The following is a 20002-nucleotide window of genomic DNA, read 5'->3' on the forward strand; positions in this document are numbered from 1 at the left end:
CAGGTCCTGCAAATATCTGCAGATCCATGTCTGTAGGAGCCCGCTTGCGGGCGATGCGGTGGTGGCCTTGCCGCTGAATCCGCGTTGACCCGGTGATTCGCCCGCAAGCGGGCTCCTACGGCATTGGCCACTCGGTGCGACCTGAGTTCGCGGTTTGCGTAGAGCGTCAGCTCACGGCCTGTCTCGGCACTGCCGATTTAAAGTTTGCACTTTCCGTTTCCTTGCCAAGTCGTAAAAGGTGTAGGGCATGGCGCTGCGACGAGCGCTCTGCCAGACGCTGGCTTCGCCGCAGCGCCATGCCCTGCATCCGAACGGATGCCTGCACAGGCTTCTGATGCCAGGCGACCCACTTCGAGTGGCTCGCCGACAGATACGCAAGGAGATAGCCATGGGCTTGGGAACCATACTGCTGATCATTCTGATCCTGATGCTGATTGGTGCCATCCCGGCATGGCCGCACAGCCGCAGCTGGGGCTACGGTCCCACGGGTGGGCTTGGGCTGGTGCTGGTGATCGTGCTGGTGCTGCTGCTACTCGGCTACATATGAGCCAGCGCCTGCGTCACTGACGCAGGCATCGCCGTCGGCGGCGTCAGCCGCTGATGGCTCTGGCCACTCGCAGTTGCCCACTCCGTTTCATTCCCGTCTTTTCATTTCCGGAGGTCGCCTGCTTGGATCTGGTGATTGCACGGCCCGAAGGCCTGTATTGTCCTCCCGGAGATTTCTACATCGACCCCTGGCGCCCGGTAGAGCGCGCCGTCATCACCCACGGGCACGGCGACCATGCCCGCGGAGGCAGCGCCCATTATCTGGCGGCCGCCCCGGGTGAGGGGATTCTGCGTACCCGTCTGGGTCGCGATATCAATCTGCAGACCCTGGCCTATGGCGAGACTATCGACCACCATGGCGTTAGCCTCAGCTTTCATCCTGCCGGCCATGTGCTGGGTTCAGCCCAGGTACGTCTCGAGTACCGTGGTGAAGTCTGGGTAGCCTCTGGCGACTACAAGGTCGAACCGGATGGCACCTGCGACCCCTTCGAGCCGGTGCGCTGTCACACCTTCATCACCGAATCCACCTTCGGCCTGCCGATCTACCGCTGGCAGCCTCAGGCGCAGATATTCGCCGGTATCAATGAGTGGTGGCGGCAGAATCGAGAAGCTGGCCGAGCCAGCGTGCTGTTCTGCTATGCCTTCGGCAAGGCCCAGCGCATCCTGCACGGTATCGACGCGAGCATCGGGCCGATCCTTGGCCATGGTTCCATGGAGCCCTTGCATCAGGTCTATCGCGAGGCCGGCGTCCATCTGCCGCAAACGCGCTACGCCGGTGAGGTCCCCAAGGGTGATCCGCTGCTGCGCCAGGCACTGATCCTGGCGCCACCGTCGGCGGGCGGCAGCACCTGGATACGGCGCTTCGGTGACTACAGCGATGCGTTCGCCAGCGGCTGGATGCTGTTGCGTGGCACCCGTCGGCGGCGCGGTGTCGATCGTGGTTTCGTGCTCTCCGATCATGCCGACTGGCCTGGCCTGCTGTGGGCCATCGAGCAGACCGGTGCCGAGCGGGTCATGGTCACCCATGGTTCGGTGAACATCCTGGTTCGGCACTTGCGTGAGCAGGGCCTGGATGCCCAGGCGTTCGATACCGAATACGGCGAGGAAGACGACGCGGCTGCGGAGCCCTCCACATGATCGCCTTTGCGCAGCTTTATGCGCGCCTCGACGCCACCACCTCGAGCAACGCCAAACTGGCGGCGCTGCAGGACTACCTGCGCGACGCCGAACCTGCGGACGCCGCCTGGGCTGTGTACTTTCTTGCCGGTGGCAGGCCACGGCAACTGGTGCCATCACGGCAGTTGCGGGAACTGGCCATGCAGCGGGCCGGACTGTCGGCATGGCTATTCGAGGAAAGCTATTCGGCGGTCGGTGATCTGGCGGAAACCATCGCGTTGTTGCTGCCTGAAGCGACCTCGACCTCCCGGGACGGGCTGGCCGTCTGGGTGGAAGAAAAACTGCTGCCGCTGCGCGGACTGCCTGCGGACGAATTGGCGATGCGCCTCGACGCATTGTGGGCGCAGCTCGATGCGCCATCGCTGATGGTCAGTATCAAGCTCATCACCGGCGCCTTTCGTGTCGGTGTCTCCAAGCTTCTGGTCACCCGCGCACTGGCTGCCATTGCCGATGTCGATGCCAAGCGCGTCGCTCAGCGTCTGGTCGGCTATACCGACTTGTCGCACCGGCCCACGGCCGCCTCTTACCAACGGCTGATCGCTGCCGAATCGGATGACGAGCACGCTCAGCGTGGTGGCCAGCCGTATCCATTCTTTCTCGCTCATCCGTTGCAGCGGCCACTGCAGGAATTCGACGCCAGCCTGGGTTCGCCCGCTGACTGGCTGATCGAGTGGAAGTGGGACGGCATTCGCGCGCAACTGGTCAAGCGTGACGGCGAGTTATGGGTCTGGTCACGGGGGGAAGAGCTGATCAGCGAGCGCTTCCCCGAACTTCAGGAGCTTGCCGCATCACTGCCGGATGGCACTGTCGTCGATGGCGAACTGGTGGTCTGGCGCCACGCCCCTGAGGCCACCGCTCGGCAGGGCGAGTTGATGGCCCAGGCTGCCGGGCAATCCGCCGAGCGGCTCAACGATCAGGTCGAGGAACAGCTCGAACAATACGGCATTCAGCCTTTCGCGCTGTTGCAGCAACGCATCGGCCGCAAGACCCTGAGCCGCAAGCTGCTCGAAGAGGTGCCGGTCGCCGTGCTGGCCTACGACCTGCTGGAGTGGCAAGGCGATGACTGGCGCAGCCGGCCGCAACACGCGCGACGTGCGCAGCTGGAACGGGTGGTCGCCAATTGCGCGAGCCCGCGGCTGATGCCTTCGCCACTGCTGCACGGCGAGAGCTGGCAGGCCCTGGCCGAACAGCGCGAGGCGTCGCGGGCGCTGGGCGTGGAAGGCATGATGCTCAAGGCGCGTGAGTCCGCTTACGGCGTGGGGCGCAGCAAGGACGTTGGTGTCTGGTGGAAGTGGAAGATCGATCCCCTGAGCGTCGATGCCGTGCTGATCTACGCCCAGCGGGGTCATGGTCGGCGAGCCAGCCTGTACAGCGACTACACCTTCGCCGTGTGGGACGGCGCGCCGGGTGATCCCGAACGCCGGCTGGTGCCGTTCGCCAAGGCCTACTCCGGGTTGACCGACGAGGAGATGCGCAAGGTCGACGCCATCGTGCGCAAGACCACCGTGGAGAAGTTCGGCCCGGTGCGCAGTGTCACGCCAAGCCTGGTGTTCGAACTGGGTTTCGAAGGCATCGCTCGCTCCCCCCGTCACAAGAGCGGCATCGCCGTGCGTTTTCCGCGCATGTTGCGCTGGCGCCATGACAAGACGGTGGAGGAGGCCGATACCCTGGCGCTGCTGCAGGAATTGCTGCCATGAGTCTGGCCGTCACCTGGCTGCGTCGCAATGGCTGGAAAGCGTTCGATTTTCAGAAAGAGGTTTGGCAGGCGGTTGCCGAAGGGCATAGCGGCCTGCTGCATGCGTCGACCGGTGCCGGCAAGACCTACGCCGTCTGGCTGGCCGCGCTCAATCGCTTCGCGGGCAAGAGCGTGCCGAAGAAAGCGCTGAGCGGCAAACGCGCGCCACCGGCTGCGCCACTCACGGTGTTATGGATCACGCCCATGCGTGCCTTGGCCGCTGATACGCAGCGTGCCCTGCAGGCGCCGCTCGATGGCCTGGAAATACCCTGGACGCTGGGCATGCGCACCGGCGATACCGGCAGCGCCGAACGGCAGCGTCAGGCACGCCGCCTGCCGACCGCGCTGGTGACCACGCCCGAGAGCCTGACGCTGTTGCTCACCGGTGCTGACGCGAAGGCGCAGTTCGCCCATGTCGGCATGCTGGTGGTGGATGAGTGGCATGAGTTGCTCGGCAACAAGCGCGGTGTGCAGTTGCAATTGGCGCTGGCGCGGCTGCGCCAGTGGAACCCGCAACTTGTCGTCTGGGGGTTGTCGGCCACCCTCGGCAACCAGCCCCATGCCATGGAGGTGCTGCTGCCTGACGGTGGTGGTCGGCTGGTTCGCGGTGAGCAGGGCGCCAGACCGCAGATCGATACGCTGCTGCCTGCGGCGATGGAACGTTTTCCCTGGGCCGGCCATCTGGGGTTGCGGCTGTTGCCGCAGGTGGTCGAGGAGTTGGAAGGCAGCAGCGTGACCCTGGTGTTCACCAACACCCGCTCGCAGTCCGAACTCTGGTATCAGGCATTGCTCGACGCGCGCCCGGATTGGGCCGGATTGATCGCCCTGCACCACGGCTCGCTGGCCCGCGAAGTCCGTGACTGGGTCGAGGCAGGGCTCAAGCAGGGCAAGCTGAAAGCCGTTGTTTGTACCTCCAGCCTGGATCTGGGGGTCGACTTCCTGCCTGTGGAGCGGGTTCTGCAGATTGGCTCGGCCAAGGGTGTTGCCCGCCTGCTGCAACGCGCCGGGCGTTCCGGTCATGCGCCGGGGCGTACCTCGCGCATCACCCTAGTGCCCACTCACGGCCTCGAACTGATCGAAGCCATCGCCGTGCAGGACGCCGTTGCGGCCGGGCGCATCGAGGCCCGAGAATCGCCTCATCAGCCGCTGGATGTACTGGTTCAGCATCTGGTCAGTATGGCTCTGGGCGGCGGCTTCAGGCCTGAAGAGCTGCTGCCGGAGATACGCAGCACCTGGGCGTACCGCGATCTGGACGATGCCCAGTGGCGCTGGGCCCTGGCGTTCGTGCGACAGGGCGGGGAGTCGCTCAGCGCCTATCCCGATTATCAGCGCGTGGAACCGGACGAAGAGGGCATCTGGCGCGTGCCCAGCCAGCGTCTCGCGCGCCGCCACCGGATGAGCGTGGGCACCATCGTCAGCGACGCCAGCGTCAGCGTGAAATGGTGGAGCAAAGGCGGCGGCGGTGGCTCGCTCGGCAGCGTCGAGGAAGGCTTCATTGCCCGCCTGCACCCGGGCGATGTGTTTCTGTTCGGTGGGCGACCGCTCGAGCTGGTCCGGGTGGAGAACATGACGGCCTACGTGCGGCGCAGCAATTCCAGCAAGGCCAGCGTGCCGCGCTGGAATGGCGGGCGCATGCCGCTCTCCAGTGCGTTGGCCGAAGCCGTGGTGGCGCGTTTTGGCGAGGCAGCGCAGGGTCACTTCGATGGCCCGGAAATGCGCATGCTGCGACCGCTGCTGGAGGTGCAGGCGCACTGGTCCGCGTTACCAGCACCAGGGACGTTGCTGGCTGAAACCCTGCACTCGCGTGAAGGCTGGCACCTGTTCCTGTATCCCTTCGCAGGGCGCAACGTGCACCTGGGGCTGGCCAGTCTGCTGGCTTGGCGCCTGGGGCAGCGGCAGCCCTTGAGTTTCTCGATTGCCGTCAACGACTATGGCCTGGAGTTGCTGTGTGCCAGCGAGGTGGACTGGGCGGGGCTGCTCGACGGTGATCTGTTCGACGATCACGACCTGCTGCATGACGTGCTCGCCAGTCTCAACGCCAGCGAATTGGCCCAACGGCGTTTTCGCGAGATCGCCCGTATCGCCGGCCTGGTGTTCGGTGGCTACCCTGGCGCAGGCAAGAGCCTGCGCCAGGTGCAGGCCTCCAGCGGGCTGTTCTTCGACGTGTTTCGCCAGTACGACCCGGATAATCTGCTGCTGACCCAGGCTCATGACGAAGTGCTCAGCCAGGAGCTGGATGTCAGGCAGTTGCAGCACACCCTGGCTGATATGCGCGCGGCGCGTCTGCATCTGCATGAGCTGCGGCGTGCCACGCCGCTGGCCTTTCCGCTGATGGTCGAGCGCTTTCGCGAGCGCCTCAGTTCGGAGAAGCTCGCCGACCGCATCGCCCGCATGCTCGGCGAACTCGAGCGTGCTGCGGGGCCGGGCGGGCAGATGGCCGGCAAGCCGCTGATCGAGGTCGAACCCACCTTGCGCAGTGGCGAACGCAAGCGCAAGGACGGCCGCTCACGCCGCAAGGCCAAGGGTAGCGGGGCATGAGTGGAGCGCCGCACCTGGCCGTGCAGGTCGCCGGTGAAACCCTCTGGTTGCTGGCCGACAGGGCCATTTACTGGCCTTCCGAGCAGACCCTGCTGATCGCCGACGCGCATCTTGGCAAAGCCGCCACCTACCGCACCCTGGGGCAGCCGGTTCCGCACGGCACCACGGCTCGCAACCTGCAGCGGCTCGATGAGCTACTGGCGAGCTACCCGGTTCGCCGTCTGGTGTTTCTGGGGGACCTGCTGCATGCGCGCCCGGCGCGAATCGGCACTACCCTGGCGGCCCTGCAGGCGTGGCGCGAGCGGCATACCGAGCTGCAGATCGTTCTGATACGCGGCAACCATGACCGCAGCGCCGGTGATCCACCGGCCGAGCTGGCCATCGAGGTGGTCAGCGAACCCTGGCGCATGGGGCCGTTCGCGCTGTGCCACGAACCTCTGGATTGCCCTGGTCTGCATGTGCTGGCCGGGCACCTGCACCCGGTATTCGTGCTGCGCGGCCGGGGGCGTGACCGCGTGCGCATGCCGTGCTTCTGCATCGAGCACAGCACCACCCTGTTACCGGCTTTCGGTGAGTTCACCGGCGGGATGGCTGTCGATGCAGCGCCAGGGCGGGCTATTTACGGTGCGCTCGATGGCGCGTTATGGAGCTTGAATCAGGGGTGATCTGCGGCCTGATGTCACGGATAAAAAACTGACTAACCAGCAAATAACCGACCTATCTATCTGATAAGCATCACTTTATAGGCCAATAACCTAGCGTGAAGCTGGGTTTCTATCCTGTTGAAGTGGCTATCTGCATTCTGCCGCTCTAGTTATTTATTTCGCCGCCGATAGAATGCGTGCCGCTTTAAATTTCAGACTGGTCCAAGAATAAAACTCCAGCTGCTTAACCCCTTAAAAAAGGTCGGAGAACACTATGAACAGCTGGTTCGCGAACATCAGCGTTACCTTGAAACTTGCCTTGGGCTTTGGCCTCGTGCTTGCCCTTACCTGCGTACTTGCTCTTGCTGGATGGACCAGTCTGGGCAGCTTGATCCAGCGCAGCAACTGGACTTCGGATATTGCCCGTCTCAACGACACGCTGACCGAGCTGCGTGTAACCCGCCTGCAATACATGCTGGCCAACGGTGACGAAACGGTCGCCGAAACCGTGCAGAAATCCCTCGATGGCTTCAAGGCCCAGCATGGCCAGGTACTCTCGAGCTTCAAGAGCCCGGACAACGTCCGCCTGCTGCAAGCGCAGGGTGCCCAGATCGACGCCTACCAACTGTCGCTGAACAAGATGCGCAGTGGCTACCGGGCGAGCAATGACGCGCGCCAGGAAATGACCCGCAACGCGGTGACGGCCGGCCAGGCGATCGACGAAATCAACACCGCAGTCTTGAACCTGCCACCCTACGATGAAAGCCGCAACGCACAATTCCAGGCGATCACCAAGGCCAAGGAAGACTGGCAACTGGTGCGTTATCAGGTACGTGGTTACACCGGCACGCCCAACGCCGACGCAGAGCGCGCGGCCATCACCCAGATCGAGACCACCATCAAGGATCTCGATCAGTTTCGTCAGGCGTTCTCTGCCGAGCACCCTCAGCGTGTCAGCCTGGTCGACACCGCGCTGGGCAATTACCGTACGGCGGTCATGGCGTTCAAGGCCGCGACCGAGACCATCGCCGTGGCACGTAAGGAACTGACCGAGGAAGGCTACGAAATCGTCAGGATCAGCAAGGAGCTTACCGCGATCCAGCTGGAACGCCGCGACAGCGAGACTGCGTCTGCGCGCACTCTGCAATTGAGCACGACCGTGCTGGCGTTGTTGGTCGGTATTCTCGCCGCCTGGCTGATCACCCGGCAGATCACCCGTCCGCTGCAGGAAACCCTGGTTGCGGTCGAGCGTATCGCCGGTGGCGACCTGAGTCAGACCCTGCACGTGACCCGCCGTGACGAAATCGGCGTGTTGCAGCAGGGCATCCAGCGCATGGGCACCACCTTGCGTGACCTGATTGGTGGCATTCGTGACGGCGTCACCCAGATCGCCAGCGCTGCCGAGGAGTTGTCGGCAGTCACCGAGCAGACCAGCGCCGGGGTCAATAGCCAAAAGGTCGAGACCGACCAGGTCGCTACCGCGATGCACGAGATGTCCGCCACCGTTCAGGAAGTCGCACGCAATGCCGCCGACGCATCCCGTGCCGCTTCGGATGCCGACCGTGAAGCCACCCAGGGCGACCGCGTGGTGGCCGAAGCCATCGCCCAGATCGAGCGCCTGGCTGCCGAAGTGACCCGTTCCACCGAGGCGATGAGCCATCTGCAGAAGGAAAGCAACAAGATCGGCAGTGTGATGGACGTGATCAAGGCAGTGGCCGAGCAGACCAACCTGCTGGCGCTCAACGCCGCCATCGAAGCCGCTCGTGCTGGCGAAGCCGGCCGCGGTTTCGCGGTGGTCGCCGATGAGGTGCGTGGTCTGGCACAACGTACCCAGAAGTCCACCGAAGAGATCGAGGGCCTGGTTGCCGGGCTGCAGCAGGGCACCCAGCAGGTGGCCAGCATCATGCAGAGCAGCCGCGACCTGACCGACAGCACCGTGGAGCTGACGCGCAAGGCCGGTGGTTCGCTGGAAAGCATCACCCGCACGGTGTCCAATATCCAGTCGATGAACCAGCAGATCGCCGCCGCTGCCGAGCAGCAGAGTGCGGTGGCCGAGGAAATCAGCCGCAGTGTGATCAACGTACGCGATATCTCCGAGCAGACCGCCGCCGCCAGTGAGGAAACCGCTGCGTCCAGTGTCGAATTGGCTCGCCTGGGTAGTCAGCTGCAGCAGATGGTCAGCCACTTCCGGGTCTGAGCATTACGTTCAGCTGAAATAAGAAAGGCCGTTACCCTTCGGGGTAACGGCCTTTTTTGTGGCCTTCCATGACTGGCAGGCGGCGCTTTCAGTGAGTCGCGATCCAGATGAGCAGGCCTGCCTGGAACAGGGCGAAGGCTACCAGGCAGGCGATGGTGAAACGCAGGCCGCCGTCCTCGCGTTTGAGTTGCTCCAGGCGCTCATGCTGCTTGCGCAGCTGCACATCCTGCTCGTGCAGATTCTGATCCGCCTGCTGCAGCATCTGCGCGGCGTCCAGCTGTTCGATGAACCTGACCTTTTCACCATTCCAGTCGCTGTGCAGGGCGCTGAGGCGCGATGCGCTGTAATTCGCCTTGAGCTGACCGTCCTGGTAGTCGACGGCGAAACCCTGGGCCTTCAGGCAATGGTCACGGCGCGCACGGGCCTCTTCGCTCATCGCGTCGCGGCTCGGCAGCGGGCCGCTCTCGAGGGTGTAATGAGCACAGTGCTGTTTGGCCCAGGCGGCTGCCTGGGCCAGCAGAAAGCGGCCAAGGCCGCGATTCTGCGGCTCCAGGCTCAGGCCGCTGTCGGGGCCGAAACGGGCTTCCTTGGCGCGGTGGTCGAGCCACAGCTCCAGTACGTTCTGTTCCTTGCGCACCTTCTGCCCCGGCAATTGCAGGGTAAGGCGCAGCAGGCTCTGTTCCTTGCTGTGCCGCTCGACGCGGCCAAGCTGGACGAAACGCAGCGGCCGCGCTCCGGTGTGGCGGTCGATGGGCAGAGGCGCCAGGCGCAGCAGGCGAAAGTGCTCGGGACCGAGCTTGGCCCACGGATGCGACGGCTCGACCTGTTCGTCTTCAGGTGCGGCGACGGCTGGCGTTTCGCTGTCGGTCATGGGGGCATTCCTCGAAAAGCCGCCGCGAAGTTGAGCGTCGGCTTAATGAGTATCGGCAGCGACGCTGGTTTCTGCAGGCGGCAATGCCTGAATGAAACGGACGATACGGGTGGTCAGGGCGCGGGCCAGTGGCAGGTCGGGGTTGTCGTAGGACGCCAGTTGCGCGTCGAAATCCATCGGCACGATGCGCAGCACATGATTCATGCCGGTAATGATCTGCAATTGCGCGTCCGGGTTGGCGGCATGCAGCGCTTCGGCATCCTGCACGCGGACCTGAATGTCGTGATCCCCCTGGATGATCAGTGCCGGAACGCGCACCTTGGCAAAGGCGGCAGCCGGATCCTGGCGGAACAGCGAAATCAGGTAGGGCTGTACGCTGGTGCGGTACAGCACGGTCAGTTCGTCCGACACCTCGGGAACCTGGCGACCCTCGCGCAGGGCGACCAGCAAGGCATCGCTCTCGGCGCGCAGGCGCGGCGGCAGGCGGTCGCGCAGTTGCTCCTGAAGCAGCTGGTCGATGGGGCGCGCGCTGCCGGCGATGGACACCAGGGCATCGGCAGCGGATTCGGGGGCTGCCAGGCTGGCGATCAGCGCGCCTTCGCTGTGACCGACCAGAATCACCTGACTGAAGCGCTTGTCTTCATGCAGTTTGTGGCTCCAGGCAACCACGTCGGCGACGTAACGCTCCACGCTCAGGTCGCGTTCGTGCGGCGTCGCGGCAAAACTGGCGGCGATGCCGCGCTTGTCGTAACGGACGCTGGCGATGCCTTGTTGAGCCAGCGCCTGGGCCAGTTTGCGATGCGCATCGTTATGCCCGCCGCCAGGGTTGTTGCCATTACGGTCGGTCGGTCCCGAGCCGGCCACCAGTAGCACCACCGGTACGGCCTCGGTGCGTTGTGGCAGCACCAGCGAGCCATGCAGCACGCCCTGGCCGGTATCCAGGCTGACCTGTTCACGCAGGATGGGGGCAGCCTGAACCAGGCCGGTGAAGAGGGAGAGGGTCAAAAGCAGGGCTCGCAGCATGATGGGAACGTGTCTGTGTTGGGATCTGTTGGACGCTGGCAAATGGCCAAAGGTTCGCTCGCGGGTGATCTCCGCAGTTGCGACGGAGTATACTCAGCGGCTTTCCTCTTGGGCCTGCCTTTTCGCCGCAGGCTGCTGATCGAACTGATGTGGAGCCTCGCGCAATGTCCGGCAATACCTTCGGCAAGCTGTTCACCGTCACCACGGCAGGCGAGAGCCACGGCCCTGCGCTGGTCGCCATCGTCGACGGCTGCCCGCCCGGGCTGGACATTTCCCTGGATGACCTGCAGCGCGACCTCGACCGCCGCAAGCCGGGCACCAGCCGCCACACGACCCAGCGCCAGGAAGCCGACGAGGTGGAAATCCTCTCCGGTGTGTTCGAAGGCAAGACCACGGGGTGCTCCATCGGCCTGCTGATCCGCAACACCGACCAGAAGTCCAAGGACTACTCGGCCATCAAGGATCTGTTTCGCCCGGCCCATGCCGACTACACCTACCACCACAAGTACGGCGTTCGCGACTACCGCGGTGGCGGCCGCAGCTCGGCCCGGGAAACCGCGATGCGCGTGGCTGCCGGTGCCATCGCCAAGAAGTACCTGGCCAGCCAGGGCATCGTCATTCGCGGCTACATGAGCCAGCTGGGGCCCATCGAAATTCCGTTCAAGAGCTGGGACTCGGTCGAGGAAAACGCCTTCTTCAGCCCCGACCCGGACAGGGTGCCGGAGCTCGAGGCCTACATGGATCAGCTGCGCCGCGACCAGGATTCGGTCGGCGCGAAGATCACCGTGGTCGCGGAGGGCGTGATGCCGGGGCTGGGCGAGCCGATCTTCGACCGCCTGGATGCCGAACTGGCCCATGCGCTGATGAGCATCAACGCGGTCAAGGGCGTAGAGATCGGCGCCGGGTTCGCCTCGGTGGCGCAGCGCGGTACCGAGCACCGCGACGAGCTGACCCCCGAGGGCTTCCTGTCCAACAACGCCGGCGGCATCCTCGGTGGCATTTCCAGCGGCCAGCCGATCGTCGCTCATCTGGCCCTCAAGCCGACGTCCAGCATCACCACACCGGGGCGCTCCATCGACATCGACGGCAACCCGGCGGACGTGATCACCAAGGGCCGTCACGATCCGTGCGTCGGCATCCGCGCCACGCCGATCGCCGAAGCGATGATGGCCATCGTGCTGATGGATCACCTGCTGCGCCACCGCGGGCAGAATGCCGATGTGCGGGTGAATACGCCGGTGCTGCCGCAGCTGTGAGCGAGCGTTCTGGCATCCTGCCGGCGAGGGCGGCATGAACGAATTTCCCGAGGTGCTACGCAGCGTTACCGGCAAGCGCATCTCGGCGGTTCGTGATGCGCTGTTCGCGCTGGAGCCAGCCCATATCGGCGAGCAGGGCGCTGGGTACCTCGTTGCGCTTTACACCAGCAGCAAACAGCTCGATGTGCGCAAGCAGATACTCAGGCTGTTATATGACTTCGATTTTCCGGCGCTCGATGACTTTTTCGCCCTGGCCTATCGAAAGGAGCGCTACCTGGACATGAAGGTCTATGCCCTTCGTGGCCTGGCGCGCCGCTCCGAAGAGGGCCAGTTGCAGCGATTGCTCGAAGGCTTTCGCCAGACCTTGACTAAAAGACAGCAGTCCACGCCCTACAACTATCAGGAGTACGAACTACTCAGGGGACGCAACGCGTTGCCGTATCTGGTCGAGCGTTATGGCTACGCCTGCTTGCGCGATACCCTCGAGCAGGTCAACCGGCAGTACGAAGCGATGCCGGAGGCCTTCAAGGGGCATTTCACCGTGGATGACAACGGTACGGTGGTCACGCTGCGGGAACCGGGTGCAGGCAATGCACTGATTCGGCAATTCTTCGATAGCAAGGGTGTTCGGGATTGACTCCGGCAGTCCCATACTGGCGCTTGTCCGGCTTCTACCTGTTCTACTTCGCGCTGCTGGGCGCCACGGCGCCGTTCCTTGGGCTGTATTTCGCCCATCTGGGCTTCTCGCCAGCGCGTATCGGCGAGTTGGTGGCCATCCCCATGCTGATGCGTTGTATCGCGCCGAACCTGTGGGGCTGGCTGGGCGATTACAGTGGCAGGCGCTTGTTGATCGTGCGTCTTGGTGCGCTGTGTACGCTGCTCAGCCTGAGCCTGATCTTCGTCAGCCAGAGTTACGCCTGGCTGGCCATGGTGATGGCCTTGCATGCGTTCTTCTGGCATGCGGTGCTGCCGCAGTTCGAGGTCATCACCCTGGCCCATCTGCGCGAGCAGTCGGCCCGTTATGCGCAGATCCGTCTGTGGGGCTCGATCGGTTTCATCCTCAGCGTGGTGGGGTTGGGCAAGGCCTTCGACTGGTTCAGCCTGGACGTCTATCCCTGGGCGCTGCTGCTGATCATCACCGGCATCGCCCTGAGCAGCTTCTGGGTGCCAGACGCCCAGCCACTGGTGTCATCGCAATCGACGAGCCGCGGCGGCTTCCTGCAGCAACTCAGGCAGCCCGGTGTGCTGGCCTTCTATCTGTGCGTGGCGCTGATGCAGCTGTCCCACGGGCCGTACTACACCTTCCTCAGCATCCACCTGGAGCAGCTCGGCTACAGCCGCGGGCTGATCGGAATGCTCTGGGCGCTGGGGGTGGTCGCCGAGGTGCTGGTGTTCATGGCCATGGCGCGACTGCTCCGGCATTTCAGCCTGCGTCAGGTTCTGGTCGCCAGCTTCGCCATCGCCGCGCTGCGCTGGGTATTGATGGGCTTTTTCGCCGATCACCTGCTGGTGCTGCTGTTCGCGCAGGTGCTGCACGCCGCCACCTTCGGCAGCTTCCACGCGGCGTCCATCGCTTTCGTGCAGCGCAGTTTCGGCGCGCGCCAGCAAGGCCAGGGCCAGGCGCTGTACGCCTCGCTGGCTGGCATTGGCGGCGCCTTGGGCGCCCTGTATGCCGGTTACAGCTGGAATGGCCTGGGCCCGCAGTGGACATTCGCCCTGGCGGGGCTGGCCGCACTGGCCGCAGCCGTTATCATGGTCAGACGCACGACCGATCCGGCGCGTCCCTGATCACTGGTCAAATCAAGCTGCCCGCAGGGTGGCGAGCACTTACTGAAGGATTTTCTCCATGAGCCGCCTGAGCGTCCACCATCAGTCCAGCCCCCATATTCCCAACAAGATACTGGGCCATGCTGAGGATATCGCCAGCACGCTGGCAGCGGCCGGTATCGATTACAGCGTTGTCGATGTTGACGCCAAACTGCAGGCCGGGGCCGCGCCGGACGCTATCCTCGCCGCGCTTGCCGGATCGCTGGAGCAACTCAAACGTGATCACGATCTGGGCCACGTGGAGGTCATCAGTGTCGACCAGCGCCGCTGGCCGAAGGAGGGCGAAAAGCCCGCCGAGCCGCCGCAGGAAATCATCTCCGGCGGCGCGCAGCTTTACCTGTTCCTGGCCGGGCAGGGGCTGCTGAATCTGCATGTCGACGACTACGTGTATGCGCTGTTGGGTGAGCGCAATGCGCTGGTCTCGGTACCTGCCGGTACGCCTCACTGGTTCGATCTGGGCGAGTTTCCCCATTGCGCGTTGCTGCGCCTTTCGTCCGGCAGCGATGTTGCGGGCAAGCCCAGCGGTGATCCCATCGCCGCCTCTTTTCCGCGCCTGGAAGACTGAGCAGGCCTAGTCGAACAGCGAGGCCTGTGGCCGCGGCACCGCGCCTTCCAGTTCCAGCAGCAATTGCTTGCGTGGCAGGCCGCCAGCAAAGCCGGTCAGGCTGCCATCGCGGCCTATGACGCGATGGCAGGGGATGATGATGCAGATCGGGTTGGCGCCATTGGCGGCCCCGACGGCACGTACAGCCTTGGGTCTGTCGATGCGTTGGGCCAGTGCGCTGTAGCTGTCGATGCGACCGAAGGGGATGTCCTGCAAGGCGCGCCACACCGACTGCTGAAACGCTGTGCCCTGGGGGTTGAGCCGTAGGCCGAAGCGCTGGCGACGGCCGCTGAAGTATTCGTCGAGTTGGCGGCTGACGTCATCCAGTTGCGAGCCTGCCGCGCGCCAGTCATCGCCGATGCGCCAGGGCGTGCGCTCCACGTCCATGAGTAATTGCTGCAGGCCGGCGTCGTCACCAACCATGAACAGGCGCCCAATGGGGCTGTCCTGATAGCGGTAGAACATCTTCAGCCTCCTGAATAGTCTTGCCAGAGGTGGGCTGCCGCATAGGCCCTCCAGGGGCGCCAGGCCTCTGCATGGGCCTGCAGCTGTCGAGCGCTGATGCCTCCCGCTCCCCAGATTGGCGCCTTCAGCAGGCCCAGGTCACTGGCGGGAAAGGCGTCCGCGTCGCCGAATGCGCGCAGGGCGATGTATTCGGCGGTCCAGGGGCCGATGCCGGGCAGGGCGCACAGCCGCGCGATCAGCTCGCTCGCGCCCTGGCTGATATCCAGATGCAACGCGCCGCTGGCGACTTGAGCGGCGAAATGCTGCAGGGTCTGCACGCGTTTGCCGGGCATGCCGATGGCGTCGAGACTGGCTGCAGCGATGGCCGCGGGTGTCGGGAACAGGCGGTCGATGCCGGTGGGGGCGTCTGCCAGCGACTCGCCAAGTCGGCTGACCAGGCGCCCGGTGATGGTCACAGCCGCCTTGACCGTGACCTGCTGGCCGACGATGGCCCGCACGGCCTGTTCGAAGGCATCGAACGCAGTGGGCAGGCGCAGGCCCGGGTTGCGAGCGAGCATCGGTGCGAGGTGCCGGTCGGCCGCGAAGTGGGCGGCGATGATGGCCGGGTCGGCATCCAGATCGAACATGCGGCGTACCCGTTGGGCCAGCTGCGGCAGGCAGGCTTCGGCCGAGGTGCTGTAAGCCAGCTCGAGCGCGTTCTGGTCGGGCAGGGCGCTGACGCGGAACCAGCCGGTAACGTCGGCCAGGCGAAAACTGCGGCAGTAGTCGCGATCGCCCAGAAGCTCTTGTCCGGGGATCGCCCGTAGCTTGAAGTGCTCATGGAACTGCTGCCAGTTCCATGGCGTGAGGTACGGAAGGCTGATGGTTCGGCTCTGTGTCATGGCGCTGAAGATAACCCCGGGGGCGATATCTTGTCAGTGTGCAAATGACTTTCAAACAGCGCGCCCGGTGTGGCCAGACTTCAGTGGAGCCACTGCGCGACGCTGAGAATCCTTATCGACAAAATTTTCACATCCACACGAACACACTCGCGCGGCACCAGTTGCCGTTATTCGCGGCGAGCTGGGCGGAATAAGTCTTTTGTGGATGATCGAACATGACCCCTACAGCAGTTCAGGGCACCCCTCCCAGCGCCTCGCATTCCTTTCAGCCGTTACGCAGCCAGTTGCTCTTCACCCTGTTCAGCGCCCTGGCGCTGCTGGTGATGTACACCGGATTGCGCGCCGCGTTGCTGGTCTACAACCGTGAGTTGATCGGCGATACGCCGCCTGCGGTGTTCGCCGAGGCGTTTTACAACGGTTTGCGGTTCGACCTGCGCGTGGTGGTCTATGCCTGCGCGCCGCTGCTGATCGCCTTGCTGAGCACCCGCGCCATGCTTGCGCGTGTGTGGCAGCGCGTCTGGCTGACGATCTTCTCCAGCCTCACGCTGTTTCTCGGCCTGGCCGAACTGGACTTCTACAAGGAGTTTCACCAGCGCCTGAACAGCCTGGTGTTCCAGTACCTGCAGGAAGATCAGGCTACCGTGATGAGCATGCTGTGGAACGGTTTCCCGGTTGCCCGCTACCTGATCGCCTGGTTCGTCATCACCGGCCTGCTGTGGTGGATGTTCACGCTGTTCGACCGCGCCAGCCGCACCAGGACGCGCAGTGGCGCTGCCGGTGTACGGCCCAAGGTTGCCTGGTACTGGCGCGCTTCGGTGTTCTTCCTGTGCCTGCTGATCGCGGTGATCGCCGCCCGTGGCCACCTGCGCCAGGGCCCGCCGCTGCGTTGGGGCGATGCCTATACCACCGAATCGATGTTCGCCAACCAGTTGGGGTTGAACGGCACCCTGACTCTGTTCACCGCTGCTCAGGCTACCTTCGGCCCGCACCGCGACAACACCTGGCAGCCGACCATGGAAGACGACCAGGCCCGGCAGATCACCCGCGACATGTTGCTGACCCCGGACGACAAGCTGGTCGACGCCGATAGCGCCGCCATGCGCCGCGTCTACACGCCGCCAGCCGATGGCACGCTGCCGATCCGCAACGTGGTGGTCATCCTGATGGAGAGTTTCGCCGGCCATTCCGTCGGTGCGCTCGGCGCGCCAGGCAACATCACCCCTTATTTCGACAAGCTGAGCAAGGAGGGGCTGCTGTTCGACCGCTTCTTCTCCAATGGCACCCATACCCATCAGGGCATGTTCGCCACCATGGCCTGCTTCCCCAATCTGCCGGGCTTCGAGTACCTGATGCGTACGCCGGAAGGCGCCCACAAGTTCTCCGGTTTGCCGCAACTGCTGGGTGGCCGCGGTTTCGACAACCTGTATGTCTATAACGGCAATTTTCAATGGGACAACCAGTCCGGCTTCTTCAGCAACCAGGGCATGACCGACTTCATTGGCCGCGAGGATTTCGTCGACCCGGTGTTCATGGATCCGACCTGGGGCGTATCCGATCAGGACATGTTCGACCGCGGCGCCCAGGAGCTGAAGAGCAACTACGGCGACAAGCCGTTCTATGCATTGCTGCAGACCCTGTCCAACCACACGCCTTACGCCTTGCCCAAGGATCTGCCGGTGGAGCCGGTGCTGATCGATGGCAAGGAGAACCTGCACCGTACGGCGATGCGCTATTCGGATTGGGCCCTTGGGCAATTCTTCGAGAAGGCGCGCAAGGAGCCGTACTTCAAGGAAACCCTGTTCGTGGTCGTGGGTGACCATGGCTTCGGTGGCTTCGATCAGGTTACCGAGATGGACCTGCAGCGTTTCAACGTGCCCTTGCTGCTGATCGCGCCGGGCATTCAGGAGAAGTTCGGCAAGGTCAGCCATACCGTGGGCACCCAGGTCGACATCGTGCCGACCATCATGGGGCGCCTGGGTGGCGAAGTGCGTCACCAGTGCTGGGGGCGTGACCTGCTCAATCTGCCGGAAGGCGATGGAGGCATCGGCGTGATCAAGCCATCGGGCGGCGACCAGACGGTGGCCATCGTCACCTCCGACAAAGTGCTGGTCCAGCCCAAGGGCTTCGAGCCGCGCCTGTATCGCTACAGCCTGGGCGCCAAACCGACAGCCGAGCGCATCGAAGGGCCGGTCGACGAGCTGCTGCAGAAGCGCCTCGAGGGTTTCCTGCAGACCGCCACCAAGAGCCTTTTGGATAATACCGCTGGCGTAGTGGATGGCATGCCCGACAAGCCGTAGCCTGAGGTGCTGCACGGTGGGCGTTTGAGGCGAGTCGCGCTGGCGCAGGTGCTGGGGCGGCCATGCTCATCGGTTCTGCTGAGCCCCCACCATCGCATCGCCCGCAAGCGGGCTCCTACGGGGCGGGCGATTCACGCAAGCGTGTAGGAGCCAGCTTGCTGGCGAATGTCAGCCATGGCGACGATGTCGCTGAGCACTCACCATCGTATCGCCCGCAAGCGGGCTCCTACGGCGTAGTGGATTCGCGTAGTCGTGTAGGCGCCAGGTTGCTGGCGAATGTCAGCCATGGCGACGATGTCGCTGAGCACTCACCATCGCATCGCCCGCAAGCGGGCTCCTACGGGGCTGGGGATTGACGCGGTCATGTAGGAGCCAGCTTGCTGGCGAATGTCAGCCATGGCGACGATGTCGCTGAGCACTTACCATCGCATCGCCCGCAAGCGGGCTCCTACGGGGCTGGGGATTGACGCAATTGTGTAGGAGCCAGCTTGCTGGCGAATGTCAGCCATGTCATCGGTTTCGCTGAGCACCCGCCATCGTATCGCCCGCGAGCGGGCTCCTACGGGGCGGGGATTGACGCGGTCATGTAGGAGCCAGCTTGCTGGCGAATGTCAGGCATGGCGACGATGTCGCTGAGCACCCACCATCGTATCGCCCGCAAGCGGGCTCCTACGGGGCGGGGGCGAGATCAGTGTCTCGCCCTTGGGGTCGCTCAGCTGCAGCCTTCCACGTAGAAGACGGCCGGTGGCATGCCGATGCGCCAGCGGGTTACCAAACCGTTGGGGTCGGTCTCGAAAACCAGTCGGGCTTCACTGTCGATGAACGGCTTGACGATAAAGTCGCTGGCACCTTTCACGTACTTGTGCGGCTGCTCCTCGAAGTGCCCGGGGAAGGTGGCGCGAATCTGCTGGGCACTGCTGCCGACCTGCAGACCACGAGGCGCCTTGCGCTCGCGGGTATCGATGTCATAGCGCACGAACAGCCCGTTCTCGAGCATGAATGAGGTACCGAAGCCTTTTGCGGGCCGTGGGTCCTGGACCAATTGGCGGCAGGTGTCAGAGGTGCCTCCGCCCTCGCGCAGAGAACCCTTCCAGGCTGCACGTACCGCCGCCTCGTCACTGCCGAAGCGCGCACTGGCGAACCCGGCGAATGGGCTGAGATCCGCTTTTTCCTGCAGCTTGGGCGGGCTGCTCTGGGCGGCGGAGGCGGTCTTGGCGGGGATCTTGTCGGCGTCGCTGCAGGCAGTCAGCGCCAGGATGCTGGTCATCAAAACTGTGGAAATGAAAAGCGTGTGTTTCGCCATGAAATCCAACCTTCGTCTCGAATGGGAGCGACCGCATCGGTGTGCGGCCAGGATCTATCTGGGCATGAGACCGGCTGGAATGGGCGCTTGCGCGCTTTAGCTGGGAAATGGAATGGCCCGCTGCGTATGCGGGCCACTCGATACGGCCTCATGCTGCGTGATGTTTGGCCGCGCTATCGGGAAAAAGATCCCGCTGTTTATCAAGATACTGATCGACCAGCCATTTACCGTGTGCGATGGAGGCGTGCTGGGCCTTGTTCAGGTCGTCGAGGAAGGCTCCATTCAACGGCAGCGCCATGCGCCGGGTGGTGCGTCCGTCCGGCGCGGTGATCCGGCAGCCCCCAGCCCAGGGGGTTGGGATGCCTGGATGCTCCATGACTTCGGCGCTGATGTGATGATCGCGGTGGGTGCACTGTAGCGTACTCATGGGTGATACCTCGTGTCTGGCCCGCGCCGGCAGCACGACGATCCCTGTTCGAAACGCACCTGCAAAACGGGCGTGGGTGTCATTAATGGGTATAGCATGGGGCTGCGACAGAACGACGCGAGCCGCTGAGCGGTCTACTCTCAATGACAGGGCCTATTTCTACGGTCCGCGTCGACCAATCAGACCAGGCACATGGGAGCCGTTGGTTCGGC

Annotated in this window: 17 protein-coding genes and 1 pseudogene; 12 read left to right on the top strand and 6 right to left on the bottom strand. The window is 64.1% G+C overall.

The genetic code is table 11. The features are described 5' to 3' along the window. Window positions 1–388: 388 nt before the first annotated feature. From QRN22_RS26105 to QRN22_RS26745, 7 genes and pseudogenes are all read left to right on the top strand, one after another. Window positions 389–547, top strand: a complete 159-nt coding sequence (locus tag QRN22_RS26105; protein WP_004373322.1) for a DUF3309 family protein — start codon at window positions 389–391, stop codon at window positions 545–547. A gap of 122 nt (window positions 548–669) precedes the next feature. Then, window positions 670–1683 carry a ligase-associated DNA damage response exonuclease gene (locus QRN22_RS26110; protein ID WP_042554100.1) on the top strand — a complete coding sequence of 338 codons (1014 nt, stop codon included), beginning with the start codon at window positions 670–672 and terminating at the stop codon, window positions 1681–1683. Continuing rightward, window positions 1680–3419 carry an ATP-dependent DNA ligase gene (locus QRN22_RS26115; protein ID WP_042554101.1) on the top strand — a complete coding sequence of 580 codons (1740 nt, stop codon included), beginning with the start codon at window positions 1680–1682 and terminating at the stop codon, window positions 3417–3419. The genes QRN22_RS26110 and QRN22_RS26115 overlap by 4 nt, the downstream gene beginning before the upstream one ends. Then, window positions 3416–5995: a ligase-associated DNA damage response DEXH box helicase gene (locus QRN22_RS26120; protein ID WP_042554102.1), complete on the top strand. Its 2580-nt coding sequence runs from the start codon at window positions 3416–3418 to the stop codon at window positions 5993–5995. Before QRN22_RS26115 ends, QRN22_RS26120 begins: the two co-directional genes overlap by 4 nt. Further along, entirely contained in the window at window positions 5992–6660 is a 669-nt protein-coding gene (pdeM, locus tag QRN22_RS26125) for a ligase-associated DNA damage response endonuclease PdeM (RefSeq protein WP_042554103.1), read from the top strand. The genes QRN22_RS26120 and pdeM overlap by 4 nt, the downstream gene beginning before the upstream one ends. Window positions 6661–6913: 253 nt before the next feature. Beyond that, window positions 6914–7981 (top strand): annotated as a pseudogene (locus QRN22_RS26740) (methyl-accepting chemotaxis protein); the annotation flags it as partial. After that, complete coding sequence (locus QRN22_RS26745; protein WP_373565148.1) at window positions 7973–8836, top strand: methyl-accepting chemotaxis protein; 864 nt, start codon at window positions 7973–7975, stop codon at window positions 8834–8836. The pseudogene QRN22_RS26740 and the gene QRN22_RS26745, both read left to right, overlap by 9 nt. An 88-nt stretch (window positions 8837–8924) precedes the next feature. Here QRN22_RS26745 and QRN22_RS26135 read toward each other — a convergent pair whose 3' ends face one another. Continuing rightward, the gene (locus QRN22_RS26135) at window positions 8925–9707 is read right to left on the bottom strand and encodes a hypothetical protein (RefSeq protein ID WP_042554105.1); all 783 of its coding nucleotides are present in this window, start codon (window positions 9705–9707) and stop codon (window positions 8925–8927) included. Between the two features lie 42 nt (window positions 9708–9749). Beyond that, complete coding sequence (locus tag QRN22_RS26140) at window positions 9750–10730, bottom strand: alpha/beta hydrolase family protein (RefSeq protein WP_082045789.1); 981 nt, start codon at window positions 10728–10730, stop codon at window positions 9750–9752. 164 nt (window positions 10731–10894) lie between these two features. Here QRN22_RS26140 and aroC point away from each other — a divergent pair, with 164 nt between their 5' ends. The 4 genes from aroC to QRN22_RS26160 are packed head-to-tail and all read left to right on the top strand — an operon-like array spanning window position 10895 to window position 14378. Further along, window positions 10895–11986 carry a chorismate synthase gene (gene aroC, locus QRN22_RS26145; protein WP_042554106.1) on the top strand — a complete coding sequence of 364 codons (1092 nt, stop codon included), beginning with the start codon at window positions 10895–10897 and terminating at the stop codon, window positions 11984–11986. 34 nt (window positions 11987–12020) lie between these two features. Then, complete coding sequence (locus QRN22_RS26150; protein ID WP_052493800.1) at window positions 12021–12623, top strand: hypothetical protein; 603 nt, start codon at window positions 12021–12023, stop codon at window positions 12621–12623. Continuing rightward, complete coding sequence (locus tag QRN22_RS26155; RefSeq protein ID WP_042554107.1) at window positions 12620–13774, top strand: MFS transporter; 1155 nt, start codon at window positions 12620–12622, stop codon at window positions 13772–13774. Before QRN22_RS26150 ends, QRN22_RS26155 begins: the two co-directional genes overlap by 4 nt. Before the next feature lie 58 nt (window positions 13775–13832). After that, window positions 13833–14378, top strand: a complete 546-nt coding sequence (locus tag QRN22_RS26160; protein ID WP_042554108.1) for a hypothetical protein — start codon at window positions 13833–13835, stop codon at window positions 14376–14378. 6 nt (window positions 14379–14384) lie between these two features. Here the strand turns inward: QRN22_RS26160 and QRN22_RS26165 are convergent, their stop codons facing one another. Continuing rightward, entirely contained in the window at window positions 14385–14882 is a 498-nt protein-coding gene (locus QRN22_RS26165) for a methylated-DNA--[protein]-cysteine S-methyltransferase (RefSeq protein WP_042554109.1), read from the bottom strand. A gap of 2 nt (window positions 14883–14884) precedes the next feature. Next, window positions 14885–15763, bottom strand: coding sequence for a DNA-3-methyladenine glycosylase family protein (locus tag QRN22_RS26170; RefSeq protein WP_042554110.1), 879 nt, complete (start codon window positions 15761–15763; stop codon window positions 14885–14887). A 215-nt stretch (window positions 15764–15978) separates the two neighbouring features. Here QRN22_RS26170 and QRN22_RS26175 point away from each other — a divergent pair, with 215 nt between their 5' ends. Further along, entirely contained in the window at window positions 15979–18060 is a 2082-nt protein-coding gene (locus tag QRN22_RS26175; protein WP_042554111.1) for an LTA synthase family protein, read from the top strand. Window positions 18061–18772: 712 nt separating this feature from the next. Here QRN22_RS26175 and QRN22_RS26180 read toward each other — a convergent pair. Continuing rightward, complete coding sequence (locus QRN22_RS26180) at window positions 18773–19327, bottom strand: hypothetical protein (protein ID WP_052493801.1); 555 nt, start codon at window positions 19325–19327, stop codon at window positions 18773–18775. Window positions 19328–19511: 184 nt separating this feature from the next. Then, on the bottom strand, window positions 19512–19790 hold the full coding sequence (locus QRN22_RS26185) for a hypothetical protein (protein WP_082045790.1): 279 nt from the start codon (window positions 19788–19790) through the stop codon (window positions 19512–19514). Between the last annotated feature and the right edge of the window lie 212 nt (window positions 19791–20002).

It is taken from the genome of Pseudomonas sp. MEJ086, from assembly GCF_030209025.1.
In the GTDB taxonomy this organism is placed as follows: Bacteria; Pseudomonadota; Gammaproteobacteria; order Pseudomonadales; family Pseudomonadaceae; genus Aquipseudomonas; species Aquipseudomonas fulva_A.